Consider the following 19,307-nt stretch of genomic DNA (forward strand, 5'->3'; position numbering starts at 1 on the left):
TGATGACGGATGCCTACATCTACGACGCGGTCCGCACCCCCCGCGGCAAGAACAAGGGCGGTGCCCTGCACTCGGTGAAGCCCGTGGACCTGGTCGTGACGTTGATCGACGCGATCACCGAGCGCAACCCCGGCCTCGACCCGGCCCACGTCGACGACATCGTGCTCGGTGTCGTCTCCCCCGTCGGCGAGCAGGGCGGCGACATCGCGCGGACCGCGGCCATCGTCGCGGGCCTGCCCGAGACCGTCGCCGGGGTGCAGGTGAACCGGTTCTGCGCCTCGGGCCTGGAGGCGGTCAACCTCGCCGCCCAGAAGGTGGCGTCGGGGTTCGAGGACCTCGTCCTCGCCGGCGGCGTGGAGTCCATGTCGCGGGTGCCGATCGGCTCGGACGGCGGCGCGTACGCGCAGGACCCGACGACGAACTACGACGCCTACTTCGTGCCGCAGGGCATCGGCGCCGACCTCATCGCCACCCTCGAGGGCTTCAGCCGGGAGGACGTCGACGCCTACGCGGCACGCTCGCAGCAGCGCGCGGAGACGGCGTGGCAGGAGGGCCGGTTCGCCCGGTCGATCGTGCCGGTGCGCGACGTCAACGGCGTGGTCGTGCTCGACCACGACGAACACCGTCGGCCGGGGTCCACCGTCGAATCGCTCGGGCAGCTGCCCGCCAGCTTCGCCGGCCTCGGGGCGCAGGCGGGCTTCGACGCGGTGGCGCTGCAGAAGTACCACTGGGTGGAGCGCATCGAGCACGTGCACGGCCCGGGCAACTCGTCCGGCATCGTCGACGGCGCCGCGCTGATGGTCGTCGGGTCGGCGAAGGCCGGCGGGCGCGCCGGGCTCACGCCGCGCGCCCGCATCGTCGCCACCGCGGTCACCGGATCCGAGCCCACGATCATGCTCACCGGCCCCACCCCGGCCACCCGCAAGGTGCTCGAGCGGGCTGGGCTCACGGTCGACGACATCGACCTGTTCGAACTCAACGAGGCCTTCGCCGCGGTCGTCATGAAGTGGCAGAAGGACCTCGGCATCCCCGACGAGAAGGTCAACGTCAACGGCGGCGCCATCGCGATGGGCCACCCCCTCGGCGCCACCGGCGCCATGATCCTCGGCACCCTGCTCGACGAACTCGAGCGCCGCGACCTCAAGCGGGGCCTGGCCACGCTGTGCGTCGGCGCGGGCATGGGCATCGCCACCGTCATCGAACGCGTCTGAAGGAAGAGCAATGGCAATCACCGAGCACACCGCCGTGTACACCGGATACGACTGGGCACAGGATGCCGACGGCGTCGTCACCCTGACGATGGACGACCCGGACAGCGCCGTCAACACGATGAACCCCCACTTCGTCGCGGCCCTCGAGGCGACCGTCGACCGCCTCGAGGCGGAGCGCGACACCATCACCGGCGTCATCCTCGCCTCGGCGAAGAAGAGCTGGTTCGCCGGCGGCGACCTCAACCTGCTGCGCGCGGCCGACCCGTCCCGCTCGGCCGAGGAGACCGCGCACATCGACCACGTGAAGTCGTTGCTCCGGCGGCTCGAGCGCCTCGGCAAGCCCGTCGTCGCCGCCATGAACGGCACCGCCCTCGGCGGGGGACTCGAGGTCGCCCTCGCGTGCCATCACCGGATCGCGGCGGGCGACGCGCGCGGCGCGCAGTTCGGCCTCCCCGAGGTCTCGCTCGGCCTCCTCCCCGGCGGCGGCGGCGTCACCCGCGTCGTGCGGATGCTGGGACTGCAGAAGGCGTTGCAGGACGTCATCCTGCCGGCGACCCGGTTCCGCGCGGACGACGCGCTGGCGGTCGGCATCGTCGACGAGGTGGCACCGCTCGCCGAACTCGAGGACCGGGCGCGCGCCTGGATCGCCGCGAACCCCGCACCCGTGAAGCCGTGGGACGAGAAGGGCTTCCGCCTCCCGGGCGGCGCCCCCACGTCACCCTCCGTCGCCGGCACCCTCGCCGCACTGCCGGCGCTGCTGCGCAAGCAGCTGAAGGGGTCGCCGATGCCCGCACCCCGTGCGGCACTCGCCGCCGCGGTCGAGGGTGCCTACGTCGACTTCGACACGGCGTCGCTCATCGAGACCCGCTACCTCGTCTCGCTCACCCACACGCAGGTCGCGAAGAACATGATCAAGGCGTTCTTCTTCGACCTGCAGGAGATCAACTCCGGCAAGAGCCGGCCGGGCGGCATCCCGCCCTACCAGGCCCGCAAGGTGGGCGTGATCGGCGCCGGCATGATGGGCGCCGCGATCGCGTACGTGTCGGCCAAGGCCGGCATCGACGTGGTGCTGAAGGACGTCAGCGTCGAAGCGGCGGAGAAGGGCAAGGACTACGCCCGCGGGCTCGAGGAGAAGGCGCTTGCCCGCGGCAAGACCACCGCCGAGAAGAGCGAGGCCCTGCTCTCGCGCATCACGACCACCGGCGACCCGGCCGACTTCGCCGGCGTCGACTTCGTCATCGAGGCGGTGTTCGAGTCGGTGCCGATCAAGCAGCAGGTGTTCCAGGAGATCCAGGAGACCGTCGAACCCGACGCGGTCCTCGGGTCGAACACGTCCACCCTGCCGATCACGCTCCTCAGCGAAGGGGTGAAACGGCGCCCCGACTTCATCGGCATCCACTTCTTCTCCCCCGTCGACAAGATGCCGCTCGTCGAGATCGTCCGCGGCGCGAACACGAGCGACGAGGTGCTCGCCAAGACCTTCGACTACGTCCGGCAGATCCGGAAGACCCCGATCGTGGTGAACGACTCCCGCGGGTTCTTCACCTCGCGGGTCATCGGCAAGTTCATCGCCGAGGCCGTGGCCGCGGTCGGCGAGGGCGTGGAACCGGCATCCGTCGAGCAGGCGGCGCTGCAGGCCGGCTACCCGGCCGGTGCGCTGCAGCTGCTGGACGAGCTCACGATCTCGCTCTCGCGGAAGATCCGGCTGGAGACCCGCGCCGCCGAGGAGGCCGAGGGCAAGGTGTGGGTGGAGCATCCGTCCGAGGCCGTCATGGACTGGATGGTCGAGGACGTCGAGCGCCCCGGCCGCCGGGCGGGCGGCGGGTTCTACGACTACGACGAGTCGGGCCGGCGCATCGGCATCTGGCCGGGCCTGCGGGAGAAGTACGGCAGCGGTCGCACGGTGCTCCCGCTGAAGGACCTGCAGGAACGGATGCTGTTCGCCGAGGCGCTCGACGCGATCGACTGCCTCGACCACGGTGTGCTGACCTCGGTCGCCGACGCGAACATCGGCTCGATCTACGGCATCGGGTTCCCCGCCTGGACCGGCGGCGTGCTGCAGTACGTGAACCAGTACCCGGGCGGCCTGCCGGGCTTCGTCGTCCGCGCCCGCGAACTCGCCGCGACCTACGGCGAGCGGTTCGAGCCGCCGGCATCCCTCGTCGCCCGCGCCGAGAAGGGCGAGGAGTATGTCTGAGGTCACGGCCGCCCCGCGGCTGCGCACCCGCTTCACCGAGGCGCTCGACATCGAGTACCCGGTGGTGCAGGGCGGGATGATGTGGGTCGGCCGCGCGGAGCTGGCCGCCGCCGTGTCCGAGGCGGGCGGGCTCGGCATGATCACCGCGCTCACGCAGCCCACCCCGGCCGACCTCGTCCGCGAGATCGAGCGGGCGCGGGCGCTGACCGACAAGCCGTTCGGGGTGAACCTGACGATCCTGCCCTCGATCAACCCGCCGCCCTACGACGAGTACCGCCGGGCGATCATCGACGCCGGCGTCACGATCGTCGAGACCGCGGGCGCGAACCCCGAACCCCACATGGACATGTTCCGCGACCACGGGGTGCGGGTCGTCCACAAGTGCACCTCGGTGCGCCACGCCCTGAAGGCCGAGAAGGTCGGCGTGACGGCGGTGTCGATCGACGGGTTCGAGTGCGCGGGGCACCCCGGCGAGGACGACGTGCCGGGGCTCGTGCTCATCCCGGCGGCGGCCGATGCGCTGTCGATCCCGTTCATCGCGTCCGGCGGGTTCGCCGACGGGCGGGGGCTCGCGGCGGCGCTGAGCCTCGGCGCCGACGGGATCAACATGGGGTCCCGGTTCATGTGCACGGTCGAGTCCCCCATCGCCCAGGCGGTCAAGGAACGGATCGTGGCCGCATCCGAACTCGACACGAACCTCATCTTCCGGAGCCTTCGCAACACGGCGCGGGTGGCGAAGAACGCGGTCAGCGACGAGGTGGTGCGGATCCTCGCCGACGGCGGGCAGTTCCCCGACGTTCAGCCGCTCGTCGCCGGCGCCCGCGGCCGCAAGGTGTTCGAGGACGGCGACCTTGACGCGGGCATCTGGACCGTCGGGCAGGTGCAGGGCCTCATCCGCGACATCCCCACCGCCGGCGAGGTCGTGCGCCGCACGGTCGCCGAGGCCCGCGAGGTGTTCGCCTCCCGCCTGTCCCTCTTCGCCTGACCCCGCGCCGGTCGCCCTCGCGGCGTGCTGCACGGGTTGAGGTGCAGCATCCGTCGCCCTCGCGGCGTGCACAACTGCGGAGATCGCGCGCGACACGCCGGCCCCACAGCATCCGTCACCGGCGTGTCGTCGACCGAATCCGCAGTTGTGTCCGCGGATGCGGCGGGCGGGCCACAGCGGAAGTCATCGCCGAGCCACCCCTTTTCCGCCGAGCCACCCCCTTTCCTGCGGCGATAAAGGGGTCGCTCGACGAGAAGGGGGTGGCTCGGCGCCCGGGGGGCGGCGCGGGCGGCGCGGGCGGGGCGCAGCATCCGTCGCCCTCGCGGCGTGCACAACTGCGGAGATCGCGCGCGACAGGCCGAGCCCACGGCATCCGTCACCGGCGTGTCGTCGACCGACTCCGCAGTTGTGTCCGCGGATGCGGCGGGTGCCCGCCGCGCACGTCGCCCGGAGGGTCAGTCGGCGGGGGCGGCGAAGGTCGCGTGGCGGACCATGTCCTGCGTCGCGCGGACCAGGTCGTCGAACGAGCGGGTGCGGGGGTTCCACCACTCGACCGCCCAGTTCATCGAACCGAGCAGCAGCAGCCGGAACACGTTGATGTCCAGTCCGGGTCGCAGCTCCCCCGCATCCTGCGCCTCGCGGAACAGGTCGCGCCAGAGGCGGCTGTACGCCCCCTCCTCCGCGGCGGGCCGCACCCGCAGATGCTCCGGCACCTGGCCGGCGTTGCGGACGGATGCGGTCGTGTAGTCGCTGATCTGCAGCTCGTACCGCAGGTGCGCGTCGACGGCGACGAGGATGCGGTCGCGCGCCGGCGTGCCGTCGGGCAGCGCCGCGAGCGCCTCCTCCACGTGCTTGCGCACCCGGTGCGCACCGGCCCACATGACCTCCTCGACGAGGTCGTCGCGGGAGGCGAAGTAGTAGTAGATCGCGGGCGCCTGCACACCGGCGGCCTCGGCGACGTCGACGAGCCGCGTGCCGGCGTACCCCTTGCGACTGAGCACCTGCGCGGCCGCGTCGAGGATCCGCTCCCTTGTGCGCGCCGACTTCGACGGTGCTGTGCGGGCCATCGCCACCTCCGCACGACATTCTAACGGTCATTCGAAAATTGCCGCCGACCGACATCTCCCTTGTTCCGCCCCGGAGGTCGGAGTAGCGTGAATCCCCATTCACTTCTCACTCGACGACGAGCGAAGGACCCGACCATGACCCTGACCGCCGGGGAACACCCCGCCACCGACCTCATCACGACCGATCCGCGGGACGGCACCGTCATCGCGAGCCACCCCATCGCCGATCGCGCGGCCGTCGCCGACGCCGTGGCCGCCGCGAAGGACGCGGCCGCCTGGTGGGCCGCCCAGGGCTACGCCGGCCGCAAGCGCGTCCTGCTCGCCTGGAAGGGCGCGATCGCCCGCTCCGCGAAGGACCTCGCCGGCGTCATCGCGGCCGAGACCGGCAAGCCCGACGGCGATGCGCTGCTCGAGGTGATGCTGACCCTCGGACACCTCGACTGGGCGGCCAAGCACGCGGAGCCCGTGCTGAAGCGACGCCGGGTGAAGTCCGGCCTGGCCAACTACAACCAGCGCGCGTCGCTCGGGTACGAGCCGTTCGGCGTCGTCGGCGTCATCGGCCCGTGGAACTACCCGTTCTACACGCCTATGGGCTCGATCTCGTACGCCCTCGCGGCCGGCAACGCGATCGTGTTCAAGCCGAGCGAGCTCACCCCCGGCACCGCCGAGTGGATCGCCGCGAAGTGGCGCGAGGTCTGCGACCGCCCGGTGTTCCAGGTCGTGACCGGCGACCGCACGACCGGCGACCACCTGGTGCGCGCCGGCGTCGACAAGATCGCGTTCACCGGCTCGACCGCGAGCGCGAAGAAGGTGATGGCCGCCGCCGCGGAGACCCTCACCCCGCTCGTCGCGGAGTGCGGCGGCAAGGACGCGCTGCTCGTGGCGGCCGACGCCGACCTCGCCGCGGCCGCGGACTTCATCGCGTTCGGCGCCTTCGGCAACGCCGGGCAGACCTGCGTGGGCGTCGAGCGGGTGTACGTGGACCGCCGCGTGCAGGAGCCGCTCGTCGCGAAGGTGGTCGAGCGCGCGGGCCGGGTCGGACCGGATGCGGCGACGCCCGCCTACGGGCCGATGACCCACCCGGGCCAGCCCGACGTGGTCGCGGCCCACATCGCGGACGCCGTCGCACGCGGCGGCCGCGCGGTCTTCGGCGGAACCGGATCGGTCGAGGGCCGACGGATCGGCCCGGTCGTGCTCGTGGACGTGCCGGAGGACTCGGACGCCGTGCAGCACGAGACGTTCGGCCCCACCGTGGTCGTCAACGGGGTCGCCGACATGGACGAGGCGATCGCGCGCGCGAACGCGACGTCGTACGGCCTCGGGGCCGCGGTGTTCACCCGCGACGGCGCGGCCGGCGAGCGCATCGCCGCGCGGCTGCGTGCCGGTGTGGTCACGGTGAACTCGGTGCTCGGGTTCGCCGCGATCGGCGCCCTGCCCTTCGGCGGCGTGAAGGGCTCGGGCTTCGGCCGGATCCACGGCGCGGACGGCCTGCGGGAGTTCAGTGTGCCGAAGTCGATCGCCCGCCAGACCGGCAAGGGGATGCTGCACCTGCTGACGCTGGACCGGAGCGAGAAGGACATGCACACCGTGGAGCGGATGATCCCGATGCTCCACGGCAAGGGCCGCTGAGTCAGAGGCCGAGCACCCGGAGGACGAGGTGCTCGGTGGCCCGGGAGAGGTCCTGGTGGCGGATGCCGGCGAGCAGGCCGACGTCCGCCACCACGCTCAGGGCGGCGTGCACGAGCACCGCCGCCTCACGGGCGCCGAGGTCGGGACGGGCGCTGCGCAGCAGCTCGACCCATTCCCCGACGTAGGTGCGCTGCAGCGCGCGGAGGCGTCGCTGCTCGTCGGGTGCGAGGCTGCCGACCTCGGCGGCGTAGACCCGCATGAGCTGGCGGTGCTCGACGCTGAACCGCACGTAGTCCGCGGCGAGGAGGCCGAGGGCCTCGGCGGGTGAGCCGGCGACGTCGCGGGCGTGCCGCATCCCGTCCTCGAGCCGCGCCGCGGCCCGGCTGCACGCCTCCAGCAGCAGCGCCGACTTGCCCTCGTAATGCCGGTAGACCCCGGATGCGGTGAGCCCTGCCGCCGAGGCGATCTCCTCGATCGTCACGTCGTGGTACCCGCGCGCCGCGAACAGCGAGATCGCCTCCTCCACGAGGCGTTCGCGCCGGCGCGCGCCGAGGTCGTGCGCGGCGGACGGCGAGGGCGCGGCCGCGGCCGCCACATCGGCGTCGAGCGCCCGCCACGCCGCGTCGTGCAGCAGCCGCCGCATGGTGGCGGCGGCGACCACCGTGCGGTGCGCCGTGATGCTGGCGACCGCGGCGAGCGCGGCCCACACGAGCACCTCGCGCTCGGCGTCGGGGACCGCCGGCCGGTAGCGCGCGTGCGGTGCGATGAACCGGGCGCGCAGGGTGTCGAACTCCGCCGTGAGCCGCGCACGGTCCGCCGCCTCCAGGTAGCGGCCCTCCCAGCGGTAGATGCCGCCGACCGCCCGCAGCTCCATGGTGGTGGCGATCACCGCGTTCAGCAGGCGCTCCAGCACCTCCCGGGCCTCGTCGGGCCCGGCCGGGTCCGCATCCGCGTCGGCGGCCGTCTCCTCGACGAGCCGGTGGGCGACCAGGAACGCGGTGCGCGCGAACAGCGCGTACTTGTTCGGGAAGTGCCGGTACAGCGCCGGCGCCGAGATGCCGACGGCCGCCGCCACATCGCTCATGCCGACCTGGTGGTACCCGTGCTGCGCGAAGGCGAGCGCGGCCGCCTCCTCGATGCGGCGTTTGCGGTCCCTGGGGCGGGAACGCTCGGCGAGTGGAGCGGACATGCGCACGACACTACCCCTCCGCGAGGGGCGCGGCGCGGCGTGGGCGCATCCGGCGGCGCGGCGTGGACGCATCCGTGGCCGGAAGGTGAATTGCCGTTAACAAAAAGCGTGACAAGCACGCCTTCCCGGTGCCATACTCGTCACCACATCACCCGGCGCGACGGTGCGCCGGGGAGAACACGCCGAGGTGACAGATGACCGAGTTCCCGTCGATCCCCGCGTCCGTCCGCCGCAACCACTGGATGAACCAGGTGGCCACGCACGCCGAGATGAAGCCCGACGCCACCGCCTTCAAGTTCCTCGGCCAGGTGACCACCTGGCGCGAGACTGCCGAGCACATGGACGCGTTCGCCGCCGCCCTGCAGCGGCGCGGCGTCGGATTCGGCGACCGGGTGCTGCTGCTGACCCTGAACCGCCCCGAGGTCGTCGAGGCCGTCTTCGGCATCAACCGCCTCGGCGCCATGGCCGTGCCGATCAACGTCCGGCTCACCCCGCCGGAGATCGCCTACATCGTCGACGACGCGGATGCCGACGTGCTCGTCGTCGAGCAGGCGCTCGCCCCGCTCGTCGGCGCGGTGGCGCAGATCACCGACCGCATCCGGCGCGTCATCGTCATCGGCGAGGCGGCCGAGGGGCAGGAGTCGTACGCCGACCTCATCGCCGAGCCGGTCGGGGCGGCGGATTTCCCGGACGTGCCCGAGGACACCACCTGCCTCATCATGTACACCTCGGGGACGACCGGCCGCCCGAAGGGCGCCATGCTCGATCACGGCAACCTCTTCGCGCAGGCGCTCACCCTGGTGCGGGTGAACCAGACGTTCGACGAGAGCGACATCTCGTTCATGACCGCGCCGCTGTTCCACATCGCCGGGCTCGGCTCGATCTCGCCGAACTTCGTTCTCGGCATCCCGACCGTCATCCACCCGCTCGGCGCGTTCAACCCGAGCGAGCTTCTGGACGCCTGGGAGCGGGAGAAGGCGACCATCGTGTTCAACGTGCCGCAGCAGTGGCAGGCGATCTGCGCGGATCCCTCCATCCCCGAGCGCGACCTGCACCTCCGGATCATCAGCTGGGGCGCCGCGCCGGCCTCCGAGACGCTGCTGCGCCAGATGAGCGACTGCTTCCCCAAGGCGACCAACGTGGCCGTGTTCGGGCAGACCGAGATGTCGCCCATCACCTGCGCGCTCAGCGGCGAGGACTCGCTGCGCAAGCTCGGCTCCGTGGGTCGCCCGATCCCCACGGTGCAGTACCGGGTGGTCGACGACGACATGCGCGACGTGCCGCAGGGGCAGGTCGGCGAGATCATCTACCGGGGGCCGAACCTCATGAAGGGGTACTGGCGCAAGCCTCAGGAGACGGCCGAGGCCTTCGCCGGCGGCTGGTTCCACTCCGGCGACCTCGTCCGGCAGGACGAGGAGGGGTTCGTCTGGGTCGTCGACCGCAAGAAGGACATGATCATCTCCGGCGGCGAGAACGTGTACTGCGCCGAGGTGGAGAACGTGCTGGCGGCCCACCCCGCGTTCCTCGAGGTCGCCGTGTACGGCCGGTCGGACGAACGCTGGGGCGAGGTCCCCGTGGCCGCGGCGGCGCTGCGCCCCGAGCAGGAGCTCACGATCGAGCAGCTGCAGGAGTGGCTGTCGGACAAGCTCGCGAGGTTCAAGCAGCCCAAGGACCTCGTGATCGTGCCCGCCCTGCCCCGCAACGCCGGCGGCAAGGTCAACAAGGTCGCGTTGCGCGCAGCGGACCGCGAGCTGTCGCCGGCGTAGGGGCATGACCGCCGCTGTGGCCGCGCTCGTCCGTGAGCGCGGCGGATCCGTCGCGCTCACGGACGTGACCGTGCGCGCCCCGGGGGCGGGCGAGGTGCTCGTCGCCGTCGCCGCCTCCGGGGTGTGCCCCACCGACCTGTTCGGCATGGCCGGCGGCGCGGGCGACCGCTTCCCGGCGGTGTTCGGGCACGAGGGCGCGGGCGTGGTCACCGCGGTCGGACCCGGCGTCTCCCGGCTGCGGGAGGGCGACCGGGTGGTGCTGAGCTTCGACTCGTGCGGCGAGTGCGACGCCTGCCGGCGCGGCCACCCCGCATCCTGCGCCCGCTTCGCACCGCTGAACTACGACGCGCCCACGGACGCGACCGCCGGGGAGGACGCGGTGACGACCGGCTGGATGGCGCAGTCGTCGTGGTCGACGCACGTCGTGGTGCGCGAGCGCAACGCCGTCCGCATCGACGACGACGTGCCGTGGGAGGTGGCGGCGACGTTCGGATGCGGTGTGCTCACCGGGGCCGGCACGGTGCTGAACGTGCTGCGCCCGGGACCGGGCGACACGCTGCTCGTGCTCGGGGCCGGCACGACCGGGCTCGCCGCGGTCATGGCCGCCGCGCACCGCGGCACGGCCCGCATCGTCGTGAGCGAGCCGTCCGCCGAGCGGCGCCTGCTCGCGCTCGGCCTCGGCGCCACGGAGGCGTACGCCCCGGCCGAACTGCCGGCGCGGACGCTCGACGCCTCCGCGGTGATCGACACCGTCGGCTCGCAGGCCGCGCTCGACACCGCGCTCGCGGCCCTCGCCCCGCTCGGGGTGTGCGCCACCGTGGCCCTGCACCCGGGCGCCAACCGCGTCGACCTGTCGCAGACCCGGCTGCTGTGGGGCCGCACGGTCACCGGGGTCATCGAAGGCGACGCCGACATCACCCGCGACATCCCGCTGCTCGCCGCGCTCTGGCGGACCGGCCGGCTGCCGGTCGAACGCCTCATCACGACGTACCCGTTCGACGCGATCGCCGACGCCGTCGAGGATGCCCGTGCCGGCCGCGTCGTGAAGGCCGTGCTGCAGATGGCGCCGCGGCCCGCGCCGCGGGCCGCGCCCGCGGCGGGGCTCGACGCGCTCCTGGCCGAGACCGCGCTCGGACAGGACGACCTCGCGGCGCTCTGGCGCTCGCTGCCGCCGGTCGACCCGGAGGCGCTGCGCGGCCTGTGGCGGGGGCACGGGCTCAGCCCCGAGCATCCCACGCACCGGCTGCTCACGGAGTCGTCGTGGTTCGGCAAGCTCTTCCGGGGCCCCGACGACGTGGTGCCCCTGGTGTGCGAGCGCGACGGCGCGCTCATCGCCGACGTCGCGGCCGCCCGCGGCGGCGCGACGCTCCGCACCGTCGTGCACCGGGGCGTCGCCACGGCCGCCATGGTCTACGACCGGCGCCCGATCATCGACTGCTTCACCAGACTCTCGCCGACGCAGGTGCTCGGCGTGATGACCGGACGTGGTGCGGAGGGGCCCGACGGCTCGCTCTACCACTTCGTCCTCGAGAAGGTCGTCGACCGCCCGGTCACGGTCGACGACCCGCACCACCCTCGCACCACCTGACCGCGCACCATCGCACCACCTGCAACCCGTCACCGTCATTCGAGGAGGAATGATGCTCGTTCCGCGTACCCGAAACGCCCGGATCGGCGGCACCGCCGTCGCCGGGATCGCCCTGGCCGCGCTGGCGCTCAGCGGCTGCGCCGGCCGTGAGGCGGCCGCCGACCCGTCCGCTGAGGCCGACGCCGCCGTGTGCGACCCCGGCTTCACCGACACCGAGGTGAAGATCGGCAACAGCATGGCGCTCTCCGGCCCGGCCGCCGCCTACGGCGCCATCTCGGAGGTCATGAAGCTGTACTTCGACGACATCAACGCCGCCGGCGGACTGGAGTTCGCCGACGGCGTGCAGCGCGACGTCGAGATCATCTACCTCGACGACGGCTACGACCCGGCCAAGGCGGCGACCAACGTGCGCACCCTCGTCGAGCAGGACGGCGTGTTCGCGCTCGCCGGCGTGCTCGGTACCGGGGCTGCGATCGCCACCGCCGACTACGTGCTCGAAGAGGGGGTTCCGAACCTGTTCACCGGCACCGGCGCCGACGCCGTCGAGGAGATCTTCGAGTCCGGGAACGACTGGGTCACCGCGTACCTGCCGCAGTACGGCTTCGAGGTGAAGGCGCTCGCGTCGTACATCAAGGAGAACTTCCCCGGCGCGAAGGCGGCGCTGATCTACCAGAACGACGACTTCGGCGAGTCGGTGAAGGCCGCCTTCGAGGCCGAGTTCGCCGGCAGCGACGTCGAGATCATCGCGACGGAGTCGTTCGAGCAGACCGCGGCGTCGGTCGATTCGCAGATCAGTGCGCTGGCCGCATCCGGCGCCGATCTGTTCCTGAACTGGACGACCGGCGCGTTCTCGACCCAGTCGCTGAAGAAGAAGGCCGAGCTCGGCTGGGACGCGCAGACGGTGCTCAGCACGACCGTGTCCGACGCGAACGTGTTCCTCAAGCCCGCCGGTCCCGGCGCCGCCGACGGCGCGATCTCCATCGCGTACACGAAGGATGTCACCGACCTGTCGCAGGCGGGCGACGCCGGCTTCGACGCGTGGACCGAGTTCACTGCGAAGCACCCGGACGAGATCAACGCGCTGTTCGCCCCCTCGGGCGTCGGGTACTCGACCGCGCAGCTGCTGGAGGCGGCGCTCGTGAACATGGACGGCTGCACCCGCGCCGACCTGCTCGAGTCCGCCCGGAACCTGACGGACGTCGAGCTCGACCTGTCGCCGCTGCCGATCACCACGACGCCGGACTACCCGTACGTCTACCGCACCCTGGGCATTCAGGAGTTCAACGGCGAGACCTGGGATCTGACCGACGCGACCTACACGGTCGGCGACTGACACCGCGGGGGTCCGGTCCCGGCCGGGCCCCCGCCCTTCCGAAGGGATCCAGCATGGCGTTGCTCGACGTGGTCGACGTCCGCCTGTCGTTCGGCGGACTGCAGGCGCTGGACGGGCCGGGCTTCACCGTCGCCGACGGCGAGGTGGTCGGGCTCATCGGCCCGAACGGTGCCGGCAAGACCAGCCTGTTCAACTGCATCAGCGGGCTGTACCGCCCGCAGTCCGGCAGCATCCGCATCGCCGGCACGGAGGTGACCCGACTGCCGCGGCACCGCATCACCGGACTCGGCGTGGGGCGGACGTTCCAGAACCTCGGACTGCTCGCCTCGCAGACCGTGCGGGAGAACGTGCTGGCCGGCGCCTACCACTCGACGAGCGGCGGATGGTGGGCGCACGCCCTCGCGCTCCCGTCGATCGCCGCGACCGAGCGGGCGATGCGCGACCGCGCCGACGTGCTGCTGGCCGAACTCGGTCTCACCGCGGTCGCGGACCGCACCGTCGGGTCGCTGCCGTTCGGCACGCTCAAGCGGGTCGAGCTCGCCCGCGCGCTGCTGAGCGAGCCGCGCCTGCTCCTCATCGACGAACCGGCGAACGGCCTCATCCACGCCGAGGTGCTCGAGCTCGGCACCACGCTCCGCCGTCTCGCCGCCGAGCGGGGCACCGCGATCCTGCTCGTCGAGCACCACATGGGGCTCGTCATGAGCGTGTGCGACCGCGTGTGCGTGCTGAACTTCGGCCGGCTCATCGCCGAGGGCGACCCGCAGACGGTCGCCCGCGACCCCGAGGTCGTCGCCGCCTACCTGGGGAGTGCCGCATGAGCATGCTGTCCGTCGAGATCGCCGAGGCCGGCTACGGCCCGGTCACCGTGCTCCGGGACGTCGCGTTCGAGATCCCCGAGGGCGGGCGGCTCGTCATCCTGGGCGCGAACGGCGCCGGCAAGACCACGACCCTGCGCACCCTCTCGGGCATGTGCCGGGTCACCGGCAGCATCCGGCTCGACGGCACCGAGATCACCGGGACGCCGCCCCATCGGATCGCCGCCGCCGGCATCGCACACGTGCCGCAGGGCCGAGGCACCTTCGGCGACCTCACGGTGCGGGAGAACCTGCTCGCCGGGGGCACGATGCGCCCGCGCCGGACCGTCGCCGAGGAGGCGACCGTGTGGCTCGAGCGGTTCCCGCGGCTCGCCGAGCGCGCGAACCGTCCCGCGTCGGGCCTCAGCGGCGGGGAGCAGCAGCTGCTCGCGATCGCGCGCGCGTTCATGTCGGCGCCGCGCGTCGTGCTGCTCGACGAACCCTCCCTCGGCCTCGCGCCGAAGATCACCGCCGAGCTGTTCGCGACCCTCGACGGGATCGGCCGCGAACGCGGCACGACACTGCTCGTGGTCGAGCAGAACGCGCAACTCGCGCTGGACATCGCCGAGGACGCGCTCGTGATGGAGAACGGGCGGATCACGCTCCGCGGCACCGCCGCGCAGCTCCGCGACGACGACGAGGTGCGGCGCGCCTACCTGGGGGTCTGAATGTTCCTGCAGCAACTCATCGACGGCATCGCCACCGGCGCCGTCTACGGCGCGCTGGCGCTCGCCATCGTGCTCGTGTTCCGGGCATCACGGACGCTGAACTTCGCGCAGGGCGAGCTGGCGCTCCTCGGCGCGTACCTGTCCTGGCAGCTGACCGTCTGGGGCGTGCCGATCTGGATCGCGCTGCTGGTGTCCATGGCGGTCTCGGCGCTGCTGTCGGCCGGCATCGAACGCGTCATGTTCCGCCCCCTCGTGCGCCGGCACCAGCACCTGGCGCTGCTCATCGTCAGCCTCGGGCTCATGATCGCGCTCGGCGCCGTCATCGGCTGGATCTGGGGCTACCAGACCCGCGAGATGCCCGCCCTGTTCGGGTCGGGGTCGATGACGTGGGGCGGGATCGCACTCTCCCGTCAGGACCTCGGCATCGTCGCCACGGTGCTCGTGGTGTCGCTCCTGCTGGCCGCACTCCTGAACCTCACCCGCGTCGGCCTGAAGATGCGCGCCGCGATCTCCGCGCCCGAGTCCGCCGAGCTCAGCGGCATCTCCACCGGTCGCACCATGACCGTCGGGTGGGCGATCGCCGGCGCGGTCGGCGCCCTCGCCGGCACCCTCGTCGCACCGGAGCTGTTCCTGCATCCGGGGATGATGGCGCCCGTCCTCATCTACGCCTTCGCCGCCGCGACGCTCGGCGGGCTGGGCTCGCCCCTCGGGGCGCTCGTGGGCGGGATCATCGTCGGGGTCGTCGAGAACCTCGCCGGTGCGTACATCCCCGAGGTCGGATCGGAGATCAAGATGCTCGTCGCCCTGCTCATCATCATCGTCGTCCTCCTCGCGAGACCGCAGGGCCTGTTCGGCCGGAAGGAGGTCGTGCGCGCATGACCCAGGTCACCTCGCCCATCCGCTCCCTCATGGCCGCGAACCGGACGCGCAGCTCGGTGTCCGAGTGGCTGCGCCGTCCCCGGCCGCCGCTGCGGGCGCCGCGCTGGCTCACCGTGACCGCGACGATCGCGCTGCTCGCCGTGCTCGTCGTGATCCCGCTCGGGAACCCCAGCTACATCAACATGAACATCACGCTCGTGATGATCTGGACGATCGTCGGTCTCGGGCTCAACCTCCTCGTCGGGTACGGCGGGCAGGTCTCCCTCGGCCACTCCGCGTTCTTCGCGCTCGGCGCGTACAGCGTCGCCGTCGGGGGCGCGGCGGGGCTCCCGCATCCGGCCACCCTTGTGCTGGCGGCCGTGCTCCCGTTCGTCGTCGGCTATCTCATCGGCCTGCCGGCGCTGCGGTTGAAGGGCCTGCAGCTGGGCCTCGTGACCCTCGCGCTGGCGATGGCGACCCCGGCCGCGATCCGGATCTTCGAGCCGCTCACCCGTGGCAGCAAGGGCATCCGGATCGACGGCGACCCGCCGGCCTGGCTCCCCCTCGCGCACGATCAGTGGGTCTACTACCTGGCCCTCGTGCTGACCCTCGTCGCGGTCGTCGTGACCCGGCGCCTCGCCCGTGGGCGGCTCGGACGCTCGTTCGTGGCGGTGCGCGACGCCGAGCTCGTCGCCGAGACCCTCGGCGTCGACACGTGGCAGACCAAGACGCGCCTGTTCGCGACGTCGGCGGCGTACGCGGGGGTCGCGGGCGGGCTCTACGCGATGCTGCTCGAATTCATCGGCCCGGAGAACTTCGGCCTGCTCATGTCGATCTCCTTCGTCACGCTCATCGTCGTCGGCGGTCTCGCCACGGTCGCCGGGGCGGTGCTGGGCGCACTGTTCGTGCAGTTCGTGCCGGCGTTCACCTCGTCGATCAGCCCCGCGGCGACCGGCGCGACCTACGGGGTCGTGCTCATCCTGTTCGCGTTCTTCGTCCCGTTCGGGCTTGTCGGGCTCATCCGCGCGGTGCTCGGCCCCCTCCTCCGCCGCCTCCCGGGTCGCTGACGGCGTCGGACGCACCCGGGGCATCGAATCGATGCGATGCTGGTGTGATGACCGTTCCCCTCATCACACTCAACGATGGAAACACCATCCCCCAGCTCGGCTTCGGCGTCTTCCAGGTCGACCCCGCCGAGACCGAGCGCATCGTCGGCGAGGCGCTCGAGGTCGGCTACCGCCACATCGACACCGCGGCCGTGTACGGCAACGAGGAGGGCGTCGGGCGCGCCATCGCCGCATCCGGCATCCCCCGCGACGAGCTGTTCGTCACCACGAAGCTGTGGAACTCCGAGCAGGGCACCGAGACCTCCCGGCCCGCGCTGGAGGAGAGCCTCGGCAAGCTCGGCCTCGACCACGTCGACCTCTACCTGATCCACTGGCCCCGGCCCGACCTCGACCGGTACGTCGACACGTTCACCGTCATGGAGGAGCTCCGCGCGGAGGGTCTGACCCGCTCGATCGGCGTCTCGAACTTCCACCGCCCGCACCTGCAGCGCATCCTCGACGAGACCGGCACCGTGCCGGCGGTCAACCAGATCGAACTGCATCCGGCCTTCGCCCAGCGCGAGCTGCGCGGCTTCCAGGAGCCGCTCGGCATCCGCACGGAGGCGTGGGGCCCGCTCGGCCAGGGCAAGTACGACCTGTTCGGCGAGCCCGCGGTGACCGCCGCCGCCGCGGCGCACGGCGTCTCGTCGGCCCAGGTCGTCATCCGCTGGCACCTGCAGGAGGGCATCATCGTCTTCCCGAAGTCGTCGACAAGGGAGCGCATGGCGCAGAACTTCGACGTGTTCGGCTTCGAGCTGAGCGACGACGAGATGGCCGCGATCAGCGCGATCGACCGGGGACAGCGCGTCGGCGCCGACCCGGACACCGCCACGTTCTGATCCGAACGACGAAGCGCCCGGGGCGTCGTCCCGGGCGCTTCGTCGTGTGCGGACGCGAGGTCGTCAGCGGTGGCGGAACTCGGGTGCCCGCTTCTCGCGGAACGCCGCCATCCCCTCCTTCTGGTCCTCCAGCGCGAACAGGCCGGCGAAGGCCTGCGACTCGAACCGGAGGCCCTCTGAGAGTGTCGTCTCCTGCGCGACCCGCAGGGCCTCCTTCGCGGCGTACAGCACCGGCAGCGACTTCGAGGCGATCGTCTCGGCGACCTTCGCCGCCTCGTCGAGCAGCTCGGATGCGGGGACCACCCGCGACACGAGCCCCGCACGCTCCGCCTCCTCGGCGCCCATGGTCCGGCCGGTCAGCACGAGCTCGGCGGCCTTGTAGGCGCCGACGGCGCGGGTGAGCCGCTGCGTGCCGCCGAGCCCGGGGATGACGCCGAGGTTGATCTCGGGCTGGCCGAACTTCGCGGTGTCGGCGGCGAGGATCACGTCGCACATCATCGCCAGCTCGCAGCCGCCACCGAGCGCGAACCCGGCGACGGCGGCGACCACGGGGGTGCGCAGCCGCGCGAGCGGTTCGAGGCCGGCGAGCGGGCTGTCGTACGCCATGTCGAGCTGACCCTTGTCGGCCATCTGCTTGATGTCGGCACCGGCGGCGAACGCGCGCTCGCTGCCGGTGATGACGATGCAGCCGATGCCCGGGTCGGCGTCGAACGCGGATGCGGCGGCGCCCAACTCGGTCGCGAGGGTCGAGTTCAGCGCGTTCAGCGCCTCCGGCCGGTCGAGGGTGATCCACCCGACCCGGCCGCGGGTCTCGACGAGCAGGGTCTCGTACGTGGCCGCCATCAGCCGACCTGCTCGGCGGGCCGCTCGGCCGCCTCGCGCTCGGCCTCGGTCGCGACGTACCCCTCGATGTGCCGCTCGTCGGGTCCGTTGTACGCCGACAGCGGGCGGATGAGCGCGTTCGACGCGGTCTGCTCCAGGATGTGCGCGGTCCAGCCGGTCACCCGCGCGGCGACGAACAGCGGCGTGAAGGTGAGGGTGTCGAAGCCGATGAGGTGGTAGGCCGGCCCGGACGGGTAGTCCAGGTTCGGGTAGATGCCCTTGCGCCCGACGAAGTCCGCCTCGAGCGCGTCGTACAGCGCGGCGAGGTCGCGGGCGTCGTAGTGCTCGATGAGGGTGTCGAGCGCCGCCTTCATGGTCGGCACGCGCGAGTCGCCCTTCTTGTACACGCGGTGGCCGAAGCCCATGATCTTGCGCTTGTTCGCGAGTGCGTCGTCGAGCCACGGCTTCACGTTCCCGGCGGTGCCGATCTCGTCGAAGATGTGCATGACGGCCTCGTTCGCGCCGCCGTGCAGGGCGCCCTTCAGCGCGCCGATCGCACCGACGACCGCGGAGTACAGGTCGGAGGTGGTGGAGGTGATGACGCGCGCGGTGAAGGTGGACGCGTTGAAGGAGTGCTCGGCGTACAGGATCATCGACACGTTGAACGCCTCGGCGACGACGTCGCTCGGCTCCTCGCCGAAGGTCATCCAGAGGAAGTTGCGCGAGTAGTCGAGGTCGCCGCGCGGCGGCACGAGTTCCTCACCGCGACGGCGGCGCTGGTCGTACGCGACCATCGCCGGGATCTTCGCGAATAGCAGCTTCGCCTTGGCGAGGTCGGATGCGGGCGAGTTGTCGGGCGTCGTCGGGTCGCTCGCGCCGAGCACCGACACGGCGGTGCGGACGACGTCCATCGGGTGCGCGTCGAGCGGCAGCAGGTCGATCGCCGCCTTCACGTGGTCGTCGAGGTCGCGGTGGGTGCGCTCGAACGTCTCGAACTCGCTGAGCTCGTGCGCCTGCGGCAGCTCGCCGTGCCACAGCAGGTACGCGACCGATTCGAACGACTGGGTGCCGGCGAGCTCCTGCACCGGGTAGCCGCGGTAGAGCAGGGAGTTCGTCTCGGGGTTCACCTTGCTGATCGCGGTGTAGTCCACCGTGACGCCGGCGAGCCCCTTCTTGATGTCGATGTCGGTCATGC

Annotated in this window: 16 protein-coding genes; 12 read left to right on the top strand and 4 right to left on the bottom strand. The window is 71.9% G+C overall.

Features of this window, described 5'->3' with window-relative positions; all coding sequences use genetic code 11:
* The first annotated feature begins 2 nt into the window (after nucleotides 1–2).
* From ACWAUO_RS02630 to ACWAUO_RS02640, 3 genes are read left to right on the top strand one after another with little or no spacing between them, the layout of a single operon-like run.
* A complete protein-coding gene (locus ACWAUO_RS02630; protein ID WP_460772807.1) occupies nucleotides 3–1,211 on the top strand; it encodes an acetyl-CoA C-acetyltransferase in 1,209 nt (402 codons plus the stop codon).
* 10 nt (nucleotides 1,212–1,221) lie between these two features.
* Nucleotides 1,222–3,408, top strand: a complete 2,187-nt coding sequence (locus tag ACWAUO_RS02635) for a 3-hydroxyacyl-CoA dehydrogenase NAD-binding domain-containing protein (protein WP_460772808.1) — start codon at nucleotides 1,222–1,224, stop codon at nucleotides 3,406–3,408.
* Nucleotides 3,401–4,393: an NAD(P)H-dependent flavin oxidoreductase gene (locus ACWAUO_RS02640; RefSeq protein ID WP_460772810.1), complete on the top strand. Its 993-nt coding sequence runs from the start codon at nucleotides 3,401–3,403 to the stop codon at nucleotides 4,391–4,393. Before ACWAUO_RS02635 ends, ACWAUO_RS02640 begins: the two co-directional genes overlap by 8 nt.
* A 455-nt stretch (nucleotides 4,394–4,848) precedes the next feature.
* Here the strand turns inward: ACWAUO_RS02640 and ACWAUO_RS02645 are convergent, their stop codons facing one another.
* Nucleotides 4,849–5,460 (bottom strand): TetR/AcrR family transcriptional regulator, encoded by a 612-nt coding sequence (locus ACWAUO_RS02645; protein WP_460772812.1) that lies wholly within the window; start codon nucleotides 5,458–5,460, stop codon nucleotides 4,849–4,851.
* Nucleotides 5,461–5,595: 135 nt separating this feature from the next.
* Here ACWAUO_RS02645 and ACWAUO_RS02650 point away from each other — a divergent pair, with 135 nt between their 5' ends.
* The gene (locus ACWAUO_RS02650; protein ID WP_460772813.1) at nucleotides 5,596–7,089 is read left to right on the top strand and encodes an aldehyde dehydrogenase family protein; all 1,494 of its coding nucleotides are present in this window, start codon (nucleotides 5,596–5,598) and stop codon (nucleotides 7,087–7,089) included.
* 1 nt (nucleotide 7,090) lies between these two features.
* Here ACWAUO_RS02650 and ACWAUO_RS02655 read toward each other — a convergent pair whose 3' ends face one another.
* Nucleotides 7,091–8,278: a TetR/AcrR family transcriptional regulator gene (locus ACWAUO_RS02655; protein ID WP_460772815.1), complete on the bottom strand. Its 1,188-nt coding sequence runs from the start codon at nucleotides 8,276–8,278 to the stop codon at nucleotides 7,091–7,093.
* A gap of 194 nt (nucleotides 8,279–8,472) precedes the next feature.
* Here ACWAUO_RS02655 and fadD5 point away from each other — a divergent pair, with 194 nt between their 5' ends.
* Genes fadD5 through ACWAUO_RS02695 form a run of 8 tightly spaced genes read left to right on the top strand, consistent with a single transcriptional unit; the run spans nucleotide 8,473 to nucleotide 17,290 of the window.
* Nucleotides 8,473–10,044 (top strand): fatty-acid--CoA ligase FadD5, encoded by a 1,572-nt coding sequence (gene fadD5 / locus ACWAUO_RS02660; RefSeq protein WP_460772817.1) that lies wholly within the window; start codon nucleotides 8,473–8,475, stop codon nucleotides 10,042–10,044.
* Between the two features lie 4 nt (nucleotides 10,045–10,048).
* Nucleotides 10,049–11,632 (top strand): alcohol dehydrogenase catalytic domain-containing protein, encoded by a 1,584-nt coding sequence (locus tag ACWAUO_RS02665; RefSeq protein ID WP_460772819.1) that lies wholly within the window; start codon nucleotides 10,049–10,051, stop codon nucleotides 11,630–11,632.
* Between the two features lie 52 nt (nucleotides 11,633–11,684).
* Nucleotides 11,685–12,965: an ABC transporter substrate-binding protein gene (locus ACWAUO_RS02670; protein ID WP_460772820.1), complete on the top strand. Its 1,281-nt coding sequence runs from the start codon at nucleotides 11,685–11,687 to the stop codon at nucleotides 12,963–12,965.
* Nucleotides 12,966–13,018: 53 nt separating this feature from the next.
* On the top strand, nucleotides 13,019–13,783 hold the full coding sequence (locus ACWAUO_RS02675) for an ABC transporter ATP-binding protein (RefSeq protein ID WP_460772822.1): 765 nt from the start codon (nucleotides 13,019–13,021) through the stop codon (nucleotides 13,781–13,783).
* Nucleotides 13,780–14,487, top strand: coding sequence for an ABC transporter ATP-binding protein (locus tag ACWAUO_RS02680; protein WP_460772823.1), 708 nt, complete (start codon nucleotides 13,780–13,782; stop codon nucleotides 14,485–14,487). Before ACWAUO_RS02675 ends, ACWAUO_RS02680 begins: the two co-directional genes overlap by 4 nt.
* Nucleotides 14,488–15,366 (top strand): branched-chain amino acid ABC transporter permease, encoded by an 879-nt coding sequence (locus ACWAUO_RS02685; protein ID WP_460772825.1) that lies wholly within the window; start codon nucleotides 14,488–14,490, stop codon nucleotides 15,364–15,366.
* On the top strand, nucleotides 15,363–16,412 hold the full coding sequence (locus ACWAUO_RS02690; RefSeq protein WP_460772826.1) for a branched-chain amino acid ABC transporter permease: 1,050 nt from the start codon (nucleotides 15,363–15,365) through the stop codon (nucleotides 16,410–16,412). Before ACWAUO_RS02685 ends, ACWAUO_RS02690 begins: the two co-directional genes overlap by 4 nt.
* A gap of 47 nt (nucleotides 16,413–16,459) precedes the next feature.
* Nucleotides 16,460–17,290: an aldo/keto reductase gene (locus ACWAUO_RS02695; RefSeq protein WP_460772828.1), complete on the top strand. Its 831-nt coding sequence runs from the start codon at nucleotides 16,460–16,462 to the stop codon at nucleotides 17,288–17,290.
* A gap of 63 nt (nucleotides 17,291–17,353) precedes the next feature.
* On the opposite strand, the gene ACWAUO_RS02700 is transcribed toward ACWAUO_RS02695, so the two are convergent.
* Complete coding sequence (locus ACWAUO_RS02700) at nucleotides 17,354–18,133, bottom strand: enoyl-CoA hydratase-related protein (protein ID WP_460772829.1); 780 nt, start codon at nucleotides 18,131–18,133, stop codon at nucleotides 17,354–17,356.
* Nucleotides 18,133–19,305 carry a bifunctional 2-methylcitrate synthase/citrate synthase gene (locus ACWAUO_RS02705; RefSeq protein ID WP_460772831.1) on the bottom strand — a complete coding sequence of 391 codons (1,173 nt, stop codon included), beginning with the start codon at nucleotides 19,303–19,305 and terminating at the stop codon, nucleotides 18,133–18,135. Before ACWAUO_RS02705 ends, ACWAUO_RS02700 begins: the two co-directional genes overlap by 1 nt.
* Between the last annotated feature and the right edge of the window lie 2 nt (nucleotides 19,306–19,307).

The sequence above is a fragment of the Microbacterium sp. GXF7504 genome (assembly GCF_054798235.1).

Excerpts from the sequence above, each read along its gene's own strand:
- ACWAUO_RS02630 (WP_460772807.1), top strand. The coding sequence starts at position 3 with ATGACGGATGCCTACATCTACGACGCGGTCCGCACCCCCCGCGGCAAG.
- ACWAUO_RS02635 (WP_460772808.1), top strand. The coding sequence starts at position 1,222 with ATGGCAATCACCGAGCACACCGCCGTGTACACCGGATACGACTGGGCA.
- ACWAUO_RS02640 (WP_460772810.1), top strand. The coding sequence starts at position 3,401 with ATGTCTGAGGTCACGGCCGCCCCGCGGCTGCGCACCCGCTTCACCGAG.
- ACWAUO_RS02645 (WP_460772812.1), bottom strand. The coding sequence starts at position 5,460 with ATGGCCCGCACAGCACCGTCGAAGTCGGCGCGCACAAGGGAGCGGATC.
- ACWAUO_RS02650 (WP_460772813.1), top strand. The coding sequence starts at position 5,596 with ATGACCCTGACCGCCGGGGAACACCCCGCCACCGACCTCATCACGACC.
- ACWAUO_RS02655 (WP_460772815.1), bottom strand. The coding sequence starts at position 8,278 with ATGTCCGCTCCACTCGCCGAGCGTTCCCGCCCCAGGGACCGCAAACGC.
- fadD5 (WP_460772817.1), top strand. The coding sequence starts at position 8,473 with ATGACCGAGTTCCCGTCGATCCCCGCGTCCGTCCGCCGCAACCACTGG.
- ACWAUO_RS02665 (WP_460772819.1), top strand. The coding sequence starts at position 10,049 with ATGACCGCCGCTGTGGCCGCGCTCGTCCGTGAGCGCGGCGGATCCGTC.
- ACWAUO_RS02670 (WP_460772820.1), top strand. The coding sequence starts at position 11,685 with ATGCTCGTTCCGCGTACCCGAAACGCCCGGATCGGCGGCACCGCCGTC.
- ACWAUO_RS02675 (WP_460772822.1), top strand. The coding sequence starts at position 13,019 with ATGGCGTTGCTCGACGTGGTCGACGTCCGCCTGTCGTTCGGCGGACTG.
- ACWAUO_RS02680 (WP_460772823.1), top strand. The coding sequence starts at position 13,780 with ATGAGCATGCTGTCCGTCGAGATCGCCGAGGCCGGCTACGGCCCGGTC.
- ACWAUO_RS02685 (WP_460772825.1), top strand. The coding sequence starts at position 14,488 with ATGTTCCTGCAGCAACTCATCGACGGCATCGCCACCGGCGCCGTCTAC.
- ACWAUO_RS02690 (WP_460772826.1), top strand. The coding sequence starts at position 15,363 with ATGACCCAGGTCACCTCGCCCATCCGCTCCCTCATGGCCGCGAACCGG.
- ACWAUO_RS02695 (WP_460772828.1), top strand. The coding sequence starts at position 16,460 with ATGACCGTTCCCCTCATCACACTCAACGATGGAAACACCATCCCCCAG.
- ACWAUO_RS02700 (WP_460772829.1), bottom strand. The coding sequence starts at position 18,133 with ATGGCGGCCACGTACGAGACCCTGCTCGTCGAGACCCGCGGCCGGGTC.
- ACWAUO_RS02705 (WP_460772831.1), bottom strand. The coding sequence starts at position 19,305 with ATGACCGACATCGACATCAAGAAGGGGCTCGCCGGCGTCACGGTGGAC.